Origin of the sequence: Glaesserella sp. (genome assembly GCF_041817755.1) — a bacterium.
GTDB lineage: Bacteria > Pseudomonadota > Gammaproteobacteria > Enterobacterales > Pasteurellaceae > Glaesserella.
This window is the reverse complement of sequence record NZ_JBGYBX010000055.1, coordinates 1-19,247: the sequence shown is the minus strand read 5'-3', so window position 1 is coordinate 19,247 and position 19,247 is coordinate 1. Positions and strand designations below refer to the sequence as shown.

At 44.0% G+C, this 19,247-nt stretch carries 15 protein-coding genes; 2 read left to right on the top strand and 13 right to left on the bottom strand.

Annotated features, from left to right (window positions below):
* Positions 1–68: 68 nt before the first annotated feature.
* The 8 genes from pyrD to ACEYKX_RS07920 form a co-directional block, all read right to left on the bottom strand.
* A complete protein-coding gene (gene pyrD / locus ACEYKX_RS07955) occupies positions 69–1,076 on the bottom strand; it encodes a quinone-dependent dihydroorotate dehydrogenase (RefSeq protein WP_373766464.1) in 1,008 nt (335 codons plus the stop codon).
* A 71-nt stretch (positions 1,077–1,147) separates the two neighbouring features.
* Positions 1,148–2,098, bottom strand: coding sequence for a ribose-phosphate pyrophosphokinase (locus ACEYKX_RS07950; protein ID WP_373766465.1), 951 nt, complete (start codon positions 2,096–2,098; stop codon positions 1,148–1,150).
* Entirely contained in the window at positions 2,091–2,969 is an 879-nt protein-coding gene (ispE, locus tag ACEYKX_RS07945; protein WP_373766466.1) for a 4-(cytidine 5'-diphospho)-2-C-methyl-D-erythritol kinase, read from the bottom strand. The genes ACEYKX_RS07950 and ispE overlap by 8 nt, the downstream gene beginning before the upstream one ends.
* On the bottom strand, positions 2,969–3,601 hold the full coding sequence (lolB, locus tag ACEYKX_RS07940) for a lipoprotein insertase outer membrane protein LolB (RefSeq protein WP_373766467.1): 633 nt from the start codon (positions 3,599–3,601) through the stop codon (positions 2,969–2,971). Before lolB ends, ispE begins: the two co-directional genes overlap by 1 nt.
* 82 nt (positions 3,602–3,683) lie before the next feature.
* Complete coding sequence (gene glnD, locus ACEYKX_RS07935; RefSeq protein WP_373766468.1) at positions 3,684–6,251, bottom strand: bifunctional uridylyltransferase/uridylyl-removing protein GlnD; 2,568 nt, start codon at positions 6,249–6,251, stop codon at positions 3,684–3,686.
* A 92-nt stretch (positions 6,252–6,343) separates the two neighbouring features.
* On the bottom strand, positions 6,344–7,987 hold the full coding sequence (ushA, locus tag ACEYKX_RS07930; RefSeq protein WP_373766469.1) for a bifunctional UDP-sugar hydrolase/5'-nucleotidase UshA: 1,644 nt from the start codon (positions 7,985–7,987) through the stop codon (positions 6,344–6,346).
* 64 nt (positions 7,988–8,051) lie between these two features.
* The gene (locus ACEYKX_RS07925) at positions 8,052–8,549 is read right to left on the bottom strand and encodes a murein L,D-transpeptidase family protein (protein ID WP_373766470.1); all 498 of its coding nucleotides are present in this window, start codon (positions 8,547–8,549) and stop codon (positions 8,052–8,054) included.
* Positions 8,550–8,636: 87 nt separating this feature from the next.
* On the bottom strand, positions 8,637–8,999 hold the full coding sequence (locus ACEYKX_RS07920; protein WP_373766471.1) for a diacylglycerol kinase: 363 nt from the start codon (positions 8,997–8,999) through the stop codon (positions 8,637–8,639).
* Between the two features lie 240 nt (positions 9,000–9,239).
* On the opposite strand from ACEYKX_RS07920, the gene sstT reads away from it, so the two are divergent.
* Positions 9,240–10,451: a serine/threonine transporter SstT gene (gene sstT, locus ACEYKX_RS07915; RefSeq protein ID WP_373766472.1), complete on the top strand. Its 1,212-nt coding sequence runs from the start codon at positions 9,240–9,242 to the stop codon at positions 10,449–10,451.
* 138 nt (positions 10,452–10,589) lie between these two features.
* Positions 10,590–12,872, top strand: coding sequence for a DNA internalization-related competence protein ComEC/Rec2 (locus ACEYKX_RS07910; protein ID WP_373766473.1), 2,283 nt, complete (start codon positions 10,590–10,592; stop codon positions 12,870–12,872).
* Between the two features lie 43 nt (positions 12,873–12,915).
* Here the strand turns inward: ACEYKX_RS07910 and queA are convergent, their stop codons facing one another.
* From queA to ACEYKX_RS07885, 5 genes are all read right to left on the bottom strand, one after another.
* Positions 12,916–14,001, bottom strand: coding sequence for a tRNA preQ1(34) S-adenosylmethionine ribosyltransferase-isomerase QueA (gene queA, locus ACEYKX_RS07905; protein WP_373766474.1), 1,086 nt, complete (start codon positions 13,999–14,001; stop codon positions 12,916–12,918).
* Positions 14,002–14,069: 68 nt separating this feature from the next.
* Positions 14,070–14,993, bottom strand: a complete 924-nt coding sequence (yvcK, locus tag ACEYKX_RS07900; RefSeq protein WP_373766475.1) for a uridine diphosphate-N-acetylglucosamine-binding protein YvcK — start codon at positions 14,991–14,993, stop codon at positions 14,070–14,072.
* Between the two features lie 28 nt (positions 14,994–15,021).
* Positions 15,022–16,098, bottom strand: a complete 1,077-nt coding sequence (locus ACEYKX_RS07895) for an AI-2E family transporter (RefSeq protein ID WP_373766476.1) — start codon at positions 16,096–16,098, stop codon at positions 15,022–15,024.
* Between the two features lie 15 nt (positions 16,099–16,113).
* On the bottom strand, positions 16,114–16,869 hold the full coding sequence (locus ACEYKX_RS07890) for a class I SAM-dependent methyltransferase (protein WP_373766477.1): 756 nt from the start codon (positions 16,867–16,869) through the stop codon (positions 16,114–16,116).
* Between the two features lie 195 nt (positions 16,870–17,064).
* Positions 17,065–18,909: an acyltransferase family protein gene (locus ACEYKX_RS07885; RefSeq protein WP_373766478.1), complete on the bottom strand. Its 1,845-nt coding sequence runs from the start codon at positions 18,907–18,909 to the stop codon at positions 17,065–17,067.
* Positions 18,910–19,247: the final 338 nt, after the last annotated feature.

Below are 19,247 nucleotides of genomic sequence, written 5' to 3'. Positions count from 1 at the left end.
ATCACTATTTTGCAAAATGTTGCTCAAAACCGACCGCTTGTTTGCAAAGGGTTTTGTCGGTGTGAGGTTTAAACTTTAATTCCCTTCACTAAATCGTAAATCAATTTCGGCCCTTGATAGATCATGGCGGAGTAGAGTTGCAATAAACTTGCGCCGGCGTCGATTTTCTCTTGCCCGGATTCCACGGAATGAATTCCGCCGCAGCCGATGATAGGGATTTTCCCGTTTACTTCCAAGGCGAGCTGTCGGATAAGCGGTGTACTTAACGCATGCAGCGGTTTTCCGCTGAGTCCGCCTTGTTGGTCGGCATTCGGTAATCCTTGGACGGTGTCACGGGAAAGGGTTGTATTACCGGCAATCACGCCGTCCATTTGATAGCGGACTAAACTGTCGGCGACTGCCGCAATTTCTTCCTGGGTTAAATCCGGTGCGATTTTGAGTACGAGCGGTTTATAAATACCGTGCTTTTGAGCCAGTCCGGCTTGTTCGGCTTTTAATCCGCTTAAAAGCGCATCCAGCGCCTCACCATATTGGAGCGAGCGGAGATTTTTCGTATTGGGGGATGAAATATTGACCGCAATATAACCTGCATGTTGATACACTTTGCGTAAGCAGATTTGGTAATCATCAAAGCTGTGCTCAATGGGTGTGACGGCATTTTTGCCGATGTTAATGCCAAGTACGCCGTCGAATTTGGCTTTTTTTACATTGTCAATCAATACGTCTACGCCGAGATTGTTAAATCCGTTACGGTTAATAATGCCTTCGGCTTCGAGTAAACGGAATTGGCGCGGGCGGGGATTGCCGTCTTGAGCGACCGGGGTAACGGTGCCGACTTCAATAAAACCGAAACCGAGTTTGGCGAAGCCGTCGATGGCTTCTCCGTTTTTGTCCGCACCGGCAGCAAGTCCGATAGGATTTTTAAACCGTAATCCCATCACGTTAACCGGATTGTCAGGGAGAAAACAACGGGGTGAAACGGGAGAATAACCAAGCAAATGCAATGCTTTGATTGAAAATTGGTGCGCATTTTCCGCATCTAACGAGAAAAGGTATTTTCGGATAAGGGAGTACATAATTTACGATAAAATAAGTGTATTGATATCAATGTCATATAAAAAAGCCCTGAATGAACAGGGCATTTTTATTAGTGACTAAACATCGCAGAAATGGATTCTTCATTACTGATGCGGCGGATTGCTTCAGCCAGCATGCCGGAAAGCGTTAATACGCGTACTTTATTTAAAGCGCGAATTTCTGCAGAAAGCGGGATGGTATCCGTTACCACGACTTCATCTAATGCTTCATTGGCAAGGTTTTTCGCCGCCGTACCGGAAAACACGGCGTGAGTGGCATACGCAAATACACGACGTGCACCGCGCTCTTTTAGCGCTTCCGCCGCTTTAACCAACGTACCACCGGTATCGATCATGTCATCTACGAGGATACAATCGCGATCCGCCACATCCCCGATGATGTGCATGACTTGTGATACGTTGGCTTTCGGGCGACGTTTGTCAATGATTGCCATATCGGCATCATTCAGTAATTTGGCAACCGCACGGGCACGAACGACACCACCGATATCCGGTGAAACAACGATCGGATTGGTCAGATCGGTTTTCTTTAAAATATCGTCCAACAAGACCGGTGAACCGAACACGTTATCTACCGGAACGTCAAAGAAGCCTTGGATTTGTTCGGCATGCAGATCGCAAGTCAATACACGGTCAACACCGACGCTTGAAAGGAAGTCCGCCACCACTTTTGCGGTAATCGGAACACGGGCGGAACGGACGCGGCGGTCTTGGCGGGCATAACCGAAATAAGGAATCACGGCGGTAATACGACCTGCCGACGCACGGCGTAACGCATCCACCATGACGATTAATTCCATTAAGTTGTCATTGGTCGGGGCGCAGGTGGATTGCACGATAAAAATATCGCCGCCACGTACGTTTTCATTGATTTGTACTTGAATCTCACCATCACTGAAGCGACCTACCGTTGCATCGCCAAGGGAGATATAAAGGCGTTCTGCAATTCGTTTTGCTAATTCGGGCGTGGCATTTCCAGCGAAGAGTTTAATATCAGGCATTTGGGGGAACCTCTGAGTTAAATTGGGAAAATAAATTTAGTGTTTGATGTAAGGGTGAAACGTTTTGTCCCTGAGCAACAAAGCCTTCAATATGGTCAGGCTTAAGGGAGAAAATACGGCGTGCTTCCTCTTCCGTTTCAAATTCGGCAAATACACAGGCACCGGTGCCCGTTAACCGAGACGGCGCATATTGTACCAACCACGTCAGTAATTCATCAACCTCTGAATAGAGATCTCGGGCAATTTTTTCGCAATCGTTTGCCCAAGGAGAATGTAATAATTCTTGAAATGAACGTTTTGGCGTATTGCGGGTGAGCGCCGGATGACCGAAAATCAAGGCTGTTGAAATGGAGACGTTCGGCTTGAGGACAACATACCATTTTTCTTTCAGCTGACAAGGCGTTAATTTTTCACCGACACCTTCGGCAAATGCCGCAACGCCTCGAACGAAGATCGGCACATCCGCGCCTAACGTTAAGCCGATATCGGCAAGGGCTTGCAGCGAGAGATTGGTTTTCCATAAATGATTTAAGGCAATAAGTACGGTTGCAGCATTGGATGATCCGCCGCCAACCCCGCCGCCCATCGGTAGGCGTTTGGTGACGCCGATTTTTGCACCGAGCTTACAAGCGGTCTGATTTTGCAAACATTTTGCAGCTCGGTAGATCAGGTTTTGTTCGGGAGGAACATCGTCAATATTATTCACGAGGGTGATTGTCGGTTCGTCAGTAATTTCAATTTCAATATCATCACCGAAAGTAAGAAATTGAAACAACGTTTGCAATTCATGATAGCCGTCCGGGCGCTTGCCGTTGATATACAGAAATAAGTTTAGCTTTGCCGGGCTGGGAAAAGTAACACGTTTTTGCATCAGTAAGTCCATTGATCAATACGAATTTTCAAGGTTTGTTCGCCGTTGACCAACACGATAAGTTTCGGTAGGTTCGGCGTGCGATCTTCATGGTATTCAACGAAACTGGCTTTCCAAATCGTGCCGTTAATCGGGTAATCGAATTCTGACAATTGGCGCTTTTCATTGATGATATAACGACCGTTGGCTTCTGGTTGACCTTTTACCCAGTAAGCGAACTGATCAATCGGAAACGAAACACCGATAATCTCTTTCATTAACGCATTCACATCCGCTTCGGTACGGGAGTTACCTTCACTGTCGGAAATGGTCATGCCGATCCTATTGCGTTGTAATTTTAATGATTTACTGGAGAGGTTTGAAGATAAGGTTAAACCAAAATCGGTCGGCGTTTTATATTGCCAATCAAAGTGTGAAGAAAAACGTTCTTCCGGAGAAATGTAACCGAATTGTCCTTTTGCCGTGTAGGCTTTAATTTGTGCCAATTGCGTCAAATGTTGTTGCCATTGTGTGTCATCGTGCGGAATATTGACGGTAGGCTTGGCGACTTGAGTCGGAGCATCCAACACGGATTGGCAGCCGGTGAGTATCAGTAATGTACTCAGCGTAAGAACCTTAGTGAATGTTTTCATTTTTTTCCTGTGGTATCAAAAAAGAACGAATCTGCACGAATTATAGCGTAAATTGCTCGGATTTGCCGAAATTTTTCCATGATCAGTTTTCCAGCTCACGGAGAATGCGCTCTTTCAATGTCTTTTTCTCAGTATCGGTTAAGGCTTGATTAGTTTTGGTATTGACTACGAAAAAGTCTTCAACGCGCTCGCCGATTGTGGTGATCTTCGCATTAAGCAAATTCAGTTCAAGTTGATTAAAAATATCGCCGATTTGCGCTAACAAGCCGTCACGATCTAACGTAAATAATTCAAAGGCCGTTTGATTGGTTTTGGAATCCGTTAAAAAACGAACTTTGGTTTTACGTTTAAACGATTGATGTTTAACCGGATTTTTGATTGGCTTAAAGGTTTTGTGTACCGATGACGTTAAGTTGGCGAGCAATGCCTTATGTGCATGCTTGTTACGTTCGTCATCCAGCGGTTGTCCGTTATTTTCCGTGACGATAAAGCTGTCCAATACCAAACCGTCGTCGGAGGTCAAAATTTGAGCCGCATGAATACTGATCTTTTTTTGGCTTAAGGTGTGGGCGATACGGGCGAACAGTTGAGGTTGATCCACACAATGAATGAAAATTTCCGTTGCGCCGCGGGCGTGTTCATTACTGATTAGGACGAGCGGTAATATCGGTTGTTCGATCATGCGTAACGCATGCCATACCAGTTGTTTAGCGCTGTTTCGGACGAAATAGCTGTCAGGGCAACGTTGCCAAAAGGCGGTCAGTCTGTCCAATTGTTCGGGAGAACATTGGGCTTGTAATGTCGCCATAGCATGGGATTTATGTTCAAGTCCGAGTTGTTGATAGTCGATTGACTTTTCATGTCCCAGTTGCAGCTGCCGTTGAGTAAATTGGTATAAATTGCGAAAGAGGGAGCGTTTCCAATCGTTCCACAGGGTTACGTTAGTTGCACAAATATCGGCAACCGTCAAACAGGTAAGAGCGGATAAAGCGGTCTGATTGCCGACGATTTTTGCAAATTCTTTAATCACCTCGGGATCATGGATGTCCCGTCGTTGTGCGGTAATCGACATGGTCAAATGTTCGGCGACCAGCCACACCATGAAATCGGTGTCTGCCTGGTTAAAGCCGTGCTGCAGGGCAAATTGACGCATATCGACGGCACCGAGCTTGGCATGATCACCTTCCCGCCCTTTGGCGATGTCGTGAAATAAGGCGGCGAGATATAATAACGGTCGATTCGGCAGTGTCGGAAAAATCTCGTAGCACAACGGATGTTCGTTATTTTTCGGTTCGAGAAAGCTTTCAAGTTTCAGCATAACGCGAACGGTGTGTTCGTCAACGGTGTACATATGAAACAAATCGAACTGCATTAACCCTTCAATGCCTTTCCATTGCGGGAGATAGGCGCTCAGCACGCCCAAGCGGTGCATCGGCTCGATCGCCAGTTTGATAGCGTTCGGCTGTTCGAACAGTTGAATAAAGCGACGGCGGGCATGCGGCAGTTCGTTTAACGGATGGGTTAAACTTTGCAAGGTGAGACGTAGATAGCGTAATGTTGTTGCCGATACCGTCGCTTCGGGATGTTGGGTTAAATGGTAAAACAGATCCAAAATGGTGTGAGGATGTTGGCGTAAGCTGATATGGTTTTGACAGAAAATAGTGTTATCCCGTAAGAAAAAGACCGAGTCAAGCGGTTGGTTGGCGCCGGTTTTTTGCAAATCCAGTAGTTCAATCTGTTCAAAGCTGTTAAGTACAAGCTGAGTGAGCTGAGAGATGGATTGGGTTGCTTGGAAGAAATGTTTCATCATCGCTTCTACGGGTTGGTTACCTTCACCTTGATAGCCGAGTTGTTCGCTGAGTTGAAGTTGGCGATCAAAACGGAGACGGTTATCGTAGCGTTTCAATTGTAAATGCAAGGCAAAGCGCATGTTGAACAGCGTTTGCCGGGCTTGCGCCAATTCCCGATATTCTTCGGGGAACAAGATACCTTTATCGGATAAATCGGCAAAGGTATGTATTCCGTAGTGGCGTAACATGATCCAAGAGAGCAGATGCAGATCCCGCAGTCCGCCGGGGCTGTGTTTGAGATCGGGCTCCAAGTTGTAGCTGGTGTTGTGATAACGGGCGTAACGTTCTTCTTTTTCTTGCATTTTGGCTCGGAAAAAATCATCGATAGCCCAAAAGTCAGGTTGATTCAATCGGTCGGAAAGTTGCTGCCATAAAGTTGGATTTCCGCATAAACAGCGGCTTTCCAACATGTTGGTGGCGACGCTGATTTCCGTTAATCCGACATCAATACATTCATCCACGGTGCGGATTGCAGACCCGACTTGAAATTTGCTGTCCCACAGTAAATTAACGATTTCATTGAGCGTGGTGTGCGTGTCGGTATCTAAAGGCTGTTCCGTCAAGATCAAAATATCCAAATCGGACAAGGGGAACATTTCGCGTCGCCCGTAACCGCCGACGGCGACTAATGCCAAATCAGTGCGCTGATCCAACGCATATTGACGCCAAAGCTGTTGTAACAATCGATCATAAAAATCACTGCGTTGATGAATTAATTCAATCACATTGCTATCGGTAAAGGCTTGCTTTTGTCGGGTATTGAAATCGGCCAGTCGGCTTTTCAGATCGGCTATATTCATGGTGGTCACTATCGGTTGATAAAAACGGTGCGGTATAAAACAAGCGGTGAGATTTGTAAAACTTTTTACCAATCTCACCGCTTGTCAATTAATTATTTAAAGATGATGTCATCTTTCGGATCATATTTTGAAGCGTCAATAGGGGAATTTTCTTCAAAATATTTTTTCAACATTTCGGCATCAATAAAGCCGGTGTTGACATAGCTCGGGTGCTTTTTAAGTAACGGATAACCGTCGCCGCCGTTCGCACAGTAGTCTGGAATGGACACTTTATATTTTTTCGCCAAATCGATCGGTTGTCCGCCGATTTTGACATCGGAGACTTGTTTTGCCGTGCGGTCAACCACCATGGAAATACCGGCGAATTGCGGATAAGCACCGGTATCCGGCTCTTTTAAGGCAACAACGTTTAAGAATTCGATGAGTTCTTTGCCGGTCAAATCAACGGTAGAAATCATATTGCCGAACGGTTGAACCGTTAACAGATCTTTGTAAGTCGTCGCTCCTTCATTAAGGGAGGCGCGGATTCCGCCGGAGTTCATCACGCCGACGTCCGCTTTAACGCGTTCCATTTGAGATTGAGCGATGAGACGACCTAGGTTGGTTTGGTGGAAACGGATGATTTTGCGATCACCTTCCAATTTACCTTTGATGTCGCCGACTTTCACTCCGAGTAGTTTATCACCTTCGTCTTGGTATTTTTTCAAGTGTTCGAATACCGCTTTGTCTTCGGTGATTTCGGCTTGGTAGAGTTTGTATTCGCTTTTACCGTCCGCCAATTTAATCCGCTGTTTCAGGTTGATTGGAATGAGTTCGTATTTAACCAATTTCGTTTCGCCGTTTTTGAATTCAAAATCCGCGCGACCTAAATATTTTGCCCATTCACCGGCTTGAACGATCCACGTGCCGTTTTGAAAATCCGGTTTGCATTCTTCACCCGGGGTGTATTTCACTTTGAATTCCCCTTTTTCGTCAACGCAAACCGTATCGTGCGTATGACCGCCGATAATGAGATCGAATGCCCCTTTTTCTAAGGTTCTGGCAAGTGTAACGTCGCCCGGAGCGTTGGAACCGTGTTGCGCGTTAGGATAGTAACCCATATGGGTGAGAGCGATGCGGACATCCGGTTTTTCTTTTTTATTGATTTCAGCCAAGGTCGCTTTGGCGGTTTCAATCGGATTTTTGAAAATAACATGATCGGTGACATCCGGATTGCCTAATTTAGCGGTATCTTCCGTTGTTAAGCCGACAACGGCAACTTTTAAGCCGTTTTTATTTAAAATGATGTAAGGTTTGACTAAAGGTTTTTTGGTTTTTTTGTTGATAACGTTGGCGGATAGGAAAGGAAAGGTTGCCCATTTTTCTTGTAGCTCCAATATTTGAAGAGGGAAGTCGAACTCATGGTTACCTAATACGGCGGCTTCATAACCTAACATATTCATGCCTTCAATATCGGGTTTGGCGTTTTGCATGTCGGATTCCGGTACACCGGTATTAAAGTCGCCCGCATTCAGGATAATCACGGCACCGTCTTTGCTTTCTACTTCTTTACGGATAGTGTCAATCAACGTTTTTTGGGCGGCGAAACCGTATTCGCTTTTATCGTTTTTCCAAAAGTGACCGTGTGTGTCGTTGGTGTGTAATACGGTAAAACGATAGGTTTTATCCGCTTCGTAAGCCATTGCGGTCGTTGCGCTTAACAGCGCTGCGGAGAGTAGCGTTTTGGTAAATTTCATAAGAGCACCTTTTTATATGAATGAATTATTAAACAAGGTTATATTGATAATATTATCAATTCGGTTAAGGATGAATCGCTATTTCGGCGTTATGTACGACGTTTTGATAGAGTTCATCGATTTCTTGATTGGTGACTGCAATACAGCCGTGAGTCCAATCTTTAAGTAGGTGAAGACGTCCTATCGAACCGCTTCCGTTACGTAGCCCGTGAATTTTAATTAATCCGCCGGGCGATTTTCCTTGGGATACCGCATAAGCTTTATCGGCTTCGTTCGGGTATGATATTCCTAAATTTTTATGGTAACTGCTGTTGGGATTGCGTTCATTGATGCGATAAACCCCTTCCGGTGTTTTGCCGTCGCCTTCAAATTGTTTGTGGCCGATAGGATTAAAGCCCAGAGCAATCGGATAAATTTTTACGAGTTGCTCACCATGGTAGACCCACATTTGACGTTTGGCTTTAAACACAACCAAACGATCAATGTTCAGTTGAGGTAACGGTTGATCTAGTGAAACCAGTGGTAATGCGCTTTTTTCCTCTTGAAGAATAGCCTTAGTCATATCATTTTTTGAAAATTGCGCATAACCCATAACTCCACCTGCAATCAGTAATATTAAACATAGCCAAAAGAAAAGGTTTCGCATAAATCAGAAAAATAAAATTAAGCCCCAAGTGAGTCCGGTGAATATCATGGCGATAAAAACAGCTGCGGAGCCGATATCTTTTGCTCTACCTGATAATTCATGATATTCCGATCCAATGCGATCCACCACCGATTCCACGGCACTATTGAGCAGTTCGGCAACCAGCACGATGAGAACGGAACCGACGAGTAAAATTTTTTCAATGATACCGTGACCTAAAATGAAGCCGAGAGGAATTAATACAAGTGACAGCCATACTTCTTGCCGAAACGCCGCTTCATGAATATAGGCACTTTTTAATCCCTTCATGGAATAGCCGGCGGCTCGAATAATTCGTTGGAAATTTGCTTTGTTTTCGGGTTTCATCGCTCTCTCTTTTTAAATATAAAAAACGGTCGTCATTCTACCTTAAACAAAAGAAGAGCGCACAGTGAAATTTGCGGATTGTTTAGTAAAATGTTAAAAAGATTGAGTGCTAAAAAAATTATGAGCAGAAATAAATAAAAGTTATTCACTTATCCCGCTTTTTCAGTTAATCTCGTCACTCTCAAATTCAGGCGGATAGATGGCTAGCCGTTTATTCATTTTTGTCTTACAGGAAGCTTTATGAGTCATTCTTCGTTATCTTCTAAAATTCTGGGCGGAAATTTGGTCTTACGTATCGCCATTTTTCTCGTATTAGGTATTCTGCTTGCAACCATCCATAAAGAATGGGCAATCAAAGTCGGCGTTTTAGGTCAATTTTTTGTTAAATCGTTACGGGCGATTGCGCCGATTTTGGTTTTTTCTTTGGTTCTTTCGGCCATTGCCAATAAAGAAGTCGGCACGGACGGGCGTTTGAAGCCGATTTTGGTCATGTATGCACTGGGAACATTTGTTGCGGCGGTGACGGCGGTTATTTTAAGTTATTTATTCCCGACCACACTTGAATTGGTTGTCAGTCCGGACGGATTAGCACCACCGCAAGGGGTTGGTGAAGTGCTAAAAACCGTTATTTTTAACGTGGTGGATAATCCGTTAGGCGCAATTACCAATGGTAACTTTATCGGTATTTTGGCATGGTCCATCGGTTTAGGAATTGCCCTTCGTCATGCGGCGCCGAGTACAAAAGTACTATTGAATGATATGTCGGATGCGGTTTCATTTGTTGTGAAAATTGTGATTGCGTTTGCACCGGTCGGAGTCTTCGGTTTGGTTGCGGAAACCGTGGCGACGAACGGTCTTGATGCATTTCAAGATTATGCACGCTTGCTCGGCGTATTACTCGGTGCGATGGCGATTGTAGCCTTCATTCTTAATCCGTTATTGGTGTATTGGAAATTACGCCGTAATCCGTATCCGCTCACATTCACTTGTCTGCGTGAAAGCGGTGTCACGGCGTTCTTTACCCGTAGTTCTGCCGCGAATATTCCGGTGAATATGGGATTAGCGAAACGTCTAGGTCTAAAAGAGGAAATTTATTCCGTTTCTATTCCGCTCGGTGCAACTATTAATATGGCAGGTGCGGCGATTACCATTACCGTATTAACTTTAGCGGCGGCATATACGCAAGGAATTACACCGGATCTTTGGACGGCAATTTTATTAAGCTTTGTCGCATCGATCTGTGCGTGTGGAGCGTCAGGTGTTGCCGGCGGTTCGCTCTTACTGATTCCGCTTGCCTGTAGTTTGTTTAATATTCCGAATGATGTTGCCGCACAAGTGATCGGTGTCGGCTTTATTATCGGGGTTATCCAAGATTCGGCGGAAACAGCGCTGAATTCATCGACCGACGTGCTGTTTACCGCAGCGGTCAGTATGGCGGATGACAATAAATAAGTTATTGAAATCGGATATCACGGGGCTGGCAGCCCCGTTGTTATTTTTGTGAACCTCGTCGAAAAATCACTCTCCTTTTCTTTCCTATTCTGAACTAAACGGCATACTTCGGCTACTTATCCATCGATAGCTGAATTTATGAATTTGGACCGTTTCTGTCAAAGCATCGTGTTGCTGTTATTGCCGATATTATGTTTACCCGGTGAATGGCTGATTTATGCAATCATCGGCGCAGTATTATTAGGCATATTCGGTATAGTACGTCGGGATTCTTTATGCAGCGCGCTAGGCATTATTATCGGCTTAAGCTACGCCTATATCTTTCATCTTTATCAAGTGCTTGATAATGTCGTTGCCGAAAAGGTTGTCGATAACATTACCGTAACGCAAATTCTCAAACAGCAAGAATACCAATCGGCAATTGCCGAACGCTCGAACGGGAGGCGGATTTATTTGACATGGCAGAGCGATACGCCGTTAATATTACATGCGCAGTATCGGGCGGAATTGAATATTAGACCGATCTCAGGACGGTTAAATCAAGGTAACTTCGATCGTCAGCGCTGGTATGTAGCACAGCATATTGAACAACTCGCCAGTGTAAAACGGGCGGAGCGGGTGGAACTGAAAGGAACAGAACCGCAACGAACACGGTGGCTTTATTTTGTGAAAGATCAAACGGAGCGGTTAGCATCACAAGGGCTGTTGTTGGCATTGGCATTTGGGGAACGGGCATGGTTACCCGCATCGCATTGGACGTTATTTCAGCAAACGACAACGGCGCATCTGATCGCCATCTCAGGTTTACATATCGGTTTTGCTTTTCTGTTCGGCTTTTGGTTTGCCAAGTTACTTCATTGGATCGCACTACGCTTTCGGCTAATACAAGCGGTCGGTTTCGCCCATTATTTTGCAAATACGCTGGGTTGGATTTTTGCTGCCGGTTATAGTTTTTTAGCGGGTTTTGCGATCCCGACCGTGAGAACCTTAATTGCCATCAGTCTGGTGTTACTGTGCCGATTTTTACGCCGGCACTATACGCCGTGGCAATTATGGTGGCGCGGCGTGGCGTTGTTGTTGATTTTAGATCCGACCACACTCTTATCTGACAGCTTTTGGTTATCGGTATTGGCGGTTGCGAGTTTAATTTTTTGGTACCGGTTTTTTCCTTTCCATCAATGGATACGGTTCGATTTTTGCAAAAAATTCGGCGTAACCGACCGCTTGTTGTTACCGCTAATCCATTTACAACTCGGGATTTGGTTGGTGTTTACCCCTGTGCAACTGTGGTTTTTTGGTGGTTCATCATTATTGGCGTTACCGGCAAATCTGTTGATTGTCCCTCTGTATAGTTTGGTATTGGTGCCGATTATTTTAATCAGTTTATTAACGAACAATGTCTTTCAAACTTGGCAACTGGCGGATTGGCTGATTCAGTGGAGTCTGGCTTTGCTTGAACCGTTGGCGCCGTATTGGATTGATCTTTCCTCTCAACAACAATGGCAATTGCTCACGATTAATGTATTGGTGTTAACCTGTCTTTATCTCAAGCTCAATCATAAACCGTGGCGTTATTGGGGATATGCGGTTATCGTTTTTCTATTGTGCAATCGGGCATATGCTGCGGTTCGCCTGTTCTCTCCGCCTCCTTTGGTCGAATGGGTGAATTTTGATGTCGGACAAGGCTTGGCAATGGCATTGGTTTATCAAACAAGCGGTCAGAAAAGGGCGGTTTTTTACGATACCGGAGCGAGTTGGGTGGGCGGAAGCATGGCGGACATGGAGATTCTGCCCTATTTAAAGCGGGAAGGAATTGAGGTTGAGGCAATATTTATCAGTCATGATGACAACGATCACGCCGGTGGTACAAAAGCGTTATTAACACATTATCCGCAGGCAAAATTAATGTTATCGGGACAAAATAGCGATAACCACCACGCATTTGAGCCTTGTGTGGCCGGTAAATGGTGGCAATTCGGAGAAATAGAGGTTCGGGCCGTTTACCCGAACCAAACGGTACCGCACGCTAAAAATGAAGATTCATGCGTATTATTGGTTGAAATTGGCCAATCTCGTGTGTTGTTCACGGGAGACAGTGGTGTGGCGGAGGAACGGCAATACGCAAGGCAGATCGGGACAATCGATTTTCTGCAAGTCGGTCATCACGGTAGTCAAACCAGTACAAGTCAAACATTACTTGCCCATACCCGACCGAATTATGCAATGATTTCGGCGGGACGTTGGAATCCTTGGAAGCATCCGAACCGGCAAGTTGTGGAGCGCTTGCTGAATTATGATTCTACTGTCTTGAATACCGCACAGGTAGGGATGATCAAGGTCGCTTTTTACCGAGATCATTACCGTATTACAACCGCAAGGGATAAGTGGAGCAGTTGGTATAGCGAGTATTTGGGGAGGTAGCCAAGGCGCAAGTATTGAGATATTGTTCTTGCGCCGTCGACATTTAAGGAAGATCGTCTAATGCATGAGGATTTTTGGTGATAAACATCGCATCCCCGTAACTGAAAAAGCGGTATTGGGCTTCAACCGCATGTCGATAAGCCTGCATACAATGGTGATAACCGGCAAAGGCAGAGACCAGCATAATTAACGTGGACTCGGGCAGGTGGAAATTGGTTAATAAGGCATCGACGATGCGAAACGTCTTGCCGGGATACAGAAAAATAGCGGTATCCGAATAAAACGGGATAATCAATTTACCTTCTGCTTCAGCCGCTTGCGCAGCACTTTCAATCGAACGGACGGAGGTTGTGCCGACGCAAATTACGCGTTTCCCTTGCGCTTTGGTGGCGATAATTTTATCGACAACGTCTTGACTGACTTCGGCGTATTCCGCATGCATTTTGTGCTCTTCAAGCGTGTCGACCCGTACCGGTTGGAAAGTACCGGCACCGACATGTAACGTCACAAACGCGGTATTCACACCTTTTTCCTGAAGTCGCTGTAATATTTGGTTATCGAAATGCAGTCCCGCCGTCGGAGCCGCAACCGCTCCGAGCACTTTACTGTAAACGGTTTGATAACGTTCTTGATCGGCATCTTCGTCAGGTCGATCAATGTAAGGCGGCAGAGGCATGTGACCGGCTTGTTGCAATAGTTCGAATAACGGTTGTTTCGCATTAAATTGTAGTTCGAATAAGGCATCGTGACGGGCAATCATCGTGGCGTGAAATCCGTTACCTGCACCAAGTTTATCTTCGCCAAGGATAATTGTTGTTCCTTCTTTCGGTGCTTTCGAGGCACGAATATGCGCTAAACAGCGATGAGCATCTAATACCCGTTCGACTAATACTTCTAATTTTCCGCCGCTGGCTTTTCGTCCGTATAAGCGGGCGGGAATGACGCGGGTATTATTGAAAATGAGTAAGTCTCCCGGATTGATATGGGAGAGTAAATCACAGAAACGTTGATCCTGAAATTCGCCGCTTGCACCATTGAGGTAAAGCAACCGGCTTGCCGTTCGTTGCGGTGTCGGGTAGCGGGCAATCAGTTCGTCGGGTAAATCAAAATGGAAATCGGTGACGCGCACAAAATATCCTTAGAAACGGGGAAAATAAAAGTGTGCAAATTTATACGTAAAACTGACCGCTTGCAAGCCTAAAATAATGCCATGATATCGTTAATCGCTTTGCTGAGCTTATAACGATCGTGGCGGTAGGTTACATCATCGGCACTGAGATCTTGGCGGAGTACGGTGATATAGCTTGGAAGCCTAACGGTCTCCGACGGCAGTGTAATGATGCCGTCTAAACGTTGAGGACCGATAGCCCGTTCCAACCACATCACACGATGATTCAGCGACAGTGTGCCGGCAATGCCGTGTTCTTTACCGATATTATCAATATAAATCACTTTGGCATCGCTCTGATGAATCGCTTCGGCAATTTCGGGGATCAATAAACTCGGCATCACACTGGTTAAAAAACTGCCGGGACCTAAAATGATGAGATCGGCACCATGTAGTTCTTCCAGCACTTCCGGGGTAGCCGGTACTTGGGGTTCAAGAAACAGTTGTTGCGGTAATTCGGTCAGTGCGTCAATAGAGACTTCACCGACAATCGTTTCTCCTGTCACTAAATGGCTGGCGAGGTGTACCGGATGTTCGGACATCGGCATCAGCCCCACTCGAACGTGCAGTAAGTCGCGGACTAAATCCAATCCGACAAGCGGGCGGATTTTCATATCTTCCAGCGCTTTTAGAATCAGATTGCCCAAGTTGTGACCGGATAATTCACCGTCACCGCCGAAACGATATTCAAATAAGGCGGAAGCGACGGTCGGCTTGACGGTAATTTGAGTGAGACAATTACGCAGATCCCCCCAAGCAATACCGCCGTGTTGCATGCGGATTCGCCCGGTCGATCCGCCGTTATCCGTCGTTGCGACAACACCGGTTAGCCGCCCGCGCAAAAAAGAGAGCGCGGACAGTATTCTGCCTAAACCGTGTCCGCCGCCAATCGCAACGACTTTATCCAATTGACTTAAATTCGGATGACGAGGGGATAGTTCTTGTGTAACCATGAGTGTCAAAAGCCTCTATAAAACGAGTTTACTGTACGTGTGATTCTTCTTCGGTATTCGTAGACGGTAGCGCATTAAGGACCGCTTTAACTAATGTGGCTAACGGAATGGCAAAGAAGACACCCCAAAAACCCCATAATCCGCCGAAAATAATCACGGCAACAATAATGGTGAGCGGGTGTAAGTTCACGGCTTCGGAAAATAAAAACGGCACGACGATGTTGCCGTCCAATAATTGGCTAATGACAAACGCCAGTAATAAATAATAAAAATCGGAGGATAATCCGAATTGGAATAAGGCGACTAAAGCAACCGGGATTGTCACCAATACTGCGCCTATATACGGAATCAATACGGACAGACCAACCGCAACGGAAAGCAGTAGCGGATAACGTAAATCAAAGAACAGAAAAATCGCATAGGTGGCGATCCCGACGATGAATATTTCTAAGAATTTACCGCGAATGTAATTGGCAATTTGTTGCTGCATTTCGCCCCAAACACGTGCGGCTAACCGACGGTTTTTAGGCATAAATTTGACGGTAGAGCGAATAAAAAGCGCTTTGTCTTTTAATAAGAAAAACACCATCAACGGAACCAAAAACGCATAAATACCTAATCCGACCAAGCTAACTAACGAATTGAGAGAAAACGCTAGCAGTGAATCACTGAAACCTAAAATACGGGTTTTTAGTGAATTCATCAGTGAGTCCAACATGGCATAATCGATTACTTCGGGATAGTGTTCTGGTAAGGCTTCCAACCAAGCATTCAATAGGTTAAACATGGACGGTAAATCTTTTACGAATGTGACCCCTTGGTTCCATAACGACGGTAACATCACGACAAAAAGGAAAATCGAAAGAGAAATGAATCCGCCCAATACAATAACTAAGCTGAGTGTACGAGGAAATTTAAGCTTTGCACTAAGAAAGCGAATCGGCCATTCAAGCAGATAAGCAAACACAATCGCCACCAACAGAGGCATGAGCAGATGGCTAAAAAAGTAAATGATCCCGAAACCAATGAGTAAAATGGCAAGCAGTGCCACGGTTTGCGGATCATTAAATTTTTGTTTGTACCAATTTTGGAATAACTCAAACATAGTGATTGTCCTGTTCTATTTTTGGCTACAAACAGCAATAAATCCTAATTTTTTTTCAGGATCATTAAAGGTGCGGAACATTTTTTTGAACGTATCTCGATTTTCCGGTTTTAAAGCATTGCCGACGATTTTCATTGCACCCAACACGCCTTCATCATAAATAAGCCCTTTCGGAGAAAGCAAACTCATTTCACCGCTAAAGGTTTCCACGTTACGGAATCCGCATCGGAGAAACGTTTCTTTCCAATCTTGTTTTGACAATGGAGAAACGGTGATGTTAATCGCTTCACGCAGTTGTGCAATGACACCTTCGGCATCATCGGTATTCAGCATGACGTCATGCGTCAATAAAAAACCGTTTGGTTTTAACACCCGCCAATATTCACGAATGGCTTTCTCTTTCGCTTCATTCGGTAACATCGTCAGCATCGCTTCATTAATAACAATATCAAAACTGTTATCGTCAAACGGCAGTTTGGTTGCATTGGCGCGTTGAACTTGCACGAGTGCGTCGAGATTATTTTCTTTAATGTGATGACGTGCTTTTTCCAGCGCTGCTTCATCCAAATCAATACCGATGACTTGGCAGCCGAATTGTTTGGCAATTTCTATTGCGGTTGTTCCCATATTACAAGCAACTTCAAGCACTTTTTTATTTTGTTTGAAATCACCGTTGGCAATCAACCAATCCGTCGCCAGTTTTCCACCCGGACGTAAACGCGTTTTACCTAAACGGGCGAGAAAATGATGTCCGATTTCTTCTTTTTTCATATAACCTCCTTTTGCAAAAAATTTGCACAATCTTACCGCTTGATACTCGTTATCGAGGCGGTGGAAAATGGAAGGATTATAGCGTTTTTTCCATGAATCTTATAGATCACTTTGTACGATTTACGTTAGGATCGTTTTAAAACGAAAAGAATGCTCCGCAATAAAAAACGCCTGAGGGTGTCAGGCGTTGGAATGTTACTGGATTCGTATCAGCGTATCTTTGGCGATAAATCGTTCGGATAATTTTTCTACACCGTATGGATTCAGGTGATCATAATCCCGATAAATAGGAAGATTATCAATCATAAAATCTTCCGGTATATGGTTGGTAAAATCCACCCAATGAACTTCAGGATATTTGTCAACAAGTTGTTTGACAATGTTATTCGCTTGAACGGTTTTTTCAATTTCTTGTCTGCGGTATTCTGTTTGATAATGAATATGTATCCCTTTTTCTGCCAACATATATTTACGAAGAATTGGATAAGATGCCATAGGATTATCTTTGACTACGTAAACCTGCTTTCCTTCTTTCAGTAAGGTTTGAAGAGTTTCTTCAAACCGTTGTAGAAAACCAGGATAAGACAGATGAATCATCCAGCGCTCTATCAGCATTACGGTTTGGTATTTATTGAGATGATTTTCAACATAGGTCATGTAGCTGTTACAACGATCTGCTCGGCGGTTATCCAACGGGAGTCTGAAACCAATAGCGACCGGACACGCATTGGATGAGATGACATCGGCAGCCCATCCTTCTTTTTTACCGACATTGTCAATAAAGAGATTATATTGACCTGCATGGGAATCTCCGGCAACTAAGATGGTAACGGGAGCTTCGGGATTGCCTTTTTTGCAACCGCTGTCTAAAACGGTATCGTGACATGCATCGGTATAATCCCAAATCAAACGGGTCTGTGCATCGGCTTCTTTTGATGCTTGATAAGTCAGTCCTCCGACGGGAATGAGCAAGGCGAAATAAGCCAACATACTGCCTAAAAATTGTTTGTTAGATAGATTTTGTATTTTACGTATAGGGTTTTCAACAAAGCGATAAGAACAATAGGCCAGTATAAACATGCTGATTACGGACACAATGATGACATTATATGGCAAAATGTTGTCCATATAAATATAACGCAATAAAGATAAAATTGCCCAATGCCATAGATAGAGTGAATAAGAAATTAAACCGATACCAACCATCACCTTCGTACTCAGTAAGGTATAGGCCATATCCCGTTTATTTTGCACACTATAATGTCCGAATAAGATTAACAGCCCGACACTAAAGCAGACGATCAAACGTTCAACATAGCCGTTACCGGGCAATACGTCTTTAGGGATAAACATCATGACGATAATAATGAACAATAACAGCGACGGAGTGCCTTTTTCCGCTTTTCGGGGCGAAATAAAGGCAAATAGAGAGCCAATAAGTAATTCATAAGCCCGAATATGGGATAAATAATATTTTTCTAATCCGAAAAAAGATGAAAATTGTGAAAGTAAGCTGATAATTATTAAGCCGATAATCATTAATTGCGCTTTATTTTTAAATAATTTAAAACAAAGCAATAATAGAATCGGGAAGAAAAAATAAAATTGCTCTTCTACAGATAGGGACCAAATATGCAGCAAAGGTCTTTCCGATGCGGAAATATCAAAATAATCGCCTCTACGGGCGAAAAAGAGATTGGCGGAGAACAGAAGTGATGCAATGGTGGATTTTAAATATTGCAGGAAATCATATTTAAGAAGTAAAAAGTAAGAGGCAAGTGTAGTAAAAAATAGAATTAATACAAATACTGGTAGAATGCGCTTAGCCCTTCGTTTATAAAAGCCAATAAATGAAAATGATCCTTCATCCATTTCTTTACTGATAATCCGCGTAATTAAATAACCAGAAAGAACGAAGAATATATCTACACCGAGAAACCCACCGGGTAGCCATGTTGCGTTGATGTGAAATAGGATAACGGATAGGACAGCGACAGCTCTTAAGCCATCAATGTCTGCACGATAGTGGATATTGCTCATAAAAAGTTTCCAAATAATAAGTGTCGAAAGGTGTTAAAGGCATAAGAGTAGACAGTAAAAAAGTATCAAAGTATCGTCTGTCTCAATAAAGATGCTAAATTATTTATATAATAAACTCAATGATATAATATTAAATAAAGTTAAATTACATTAAGGTGTAAAGTATTAAATAAATGTTTTGTTTTTGTTAATGGGGGCTTTTGATATGATTTATAAAGAATATTTTTTTTGGGGTTTATTTGTTATTGTAAATATAATGTGTAGAGCATATAATTAAACTTGTTTTTTTACGTAAAACGATAATTATATCTGGTATGAGGTCTTATCTCTTTAGGTGT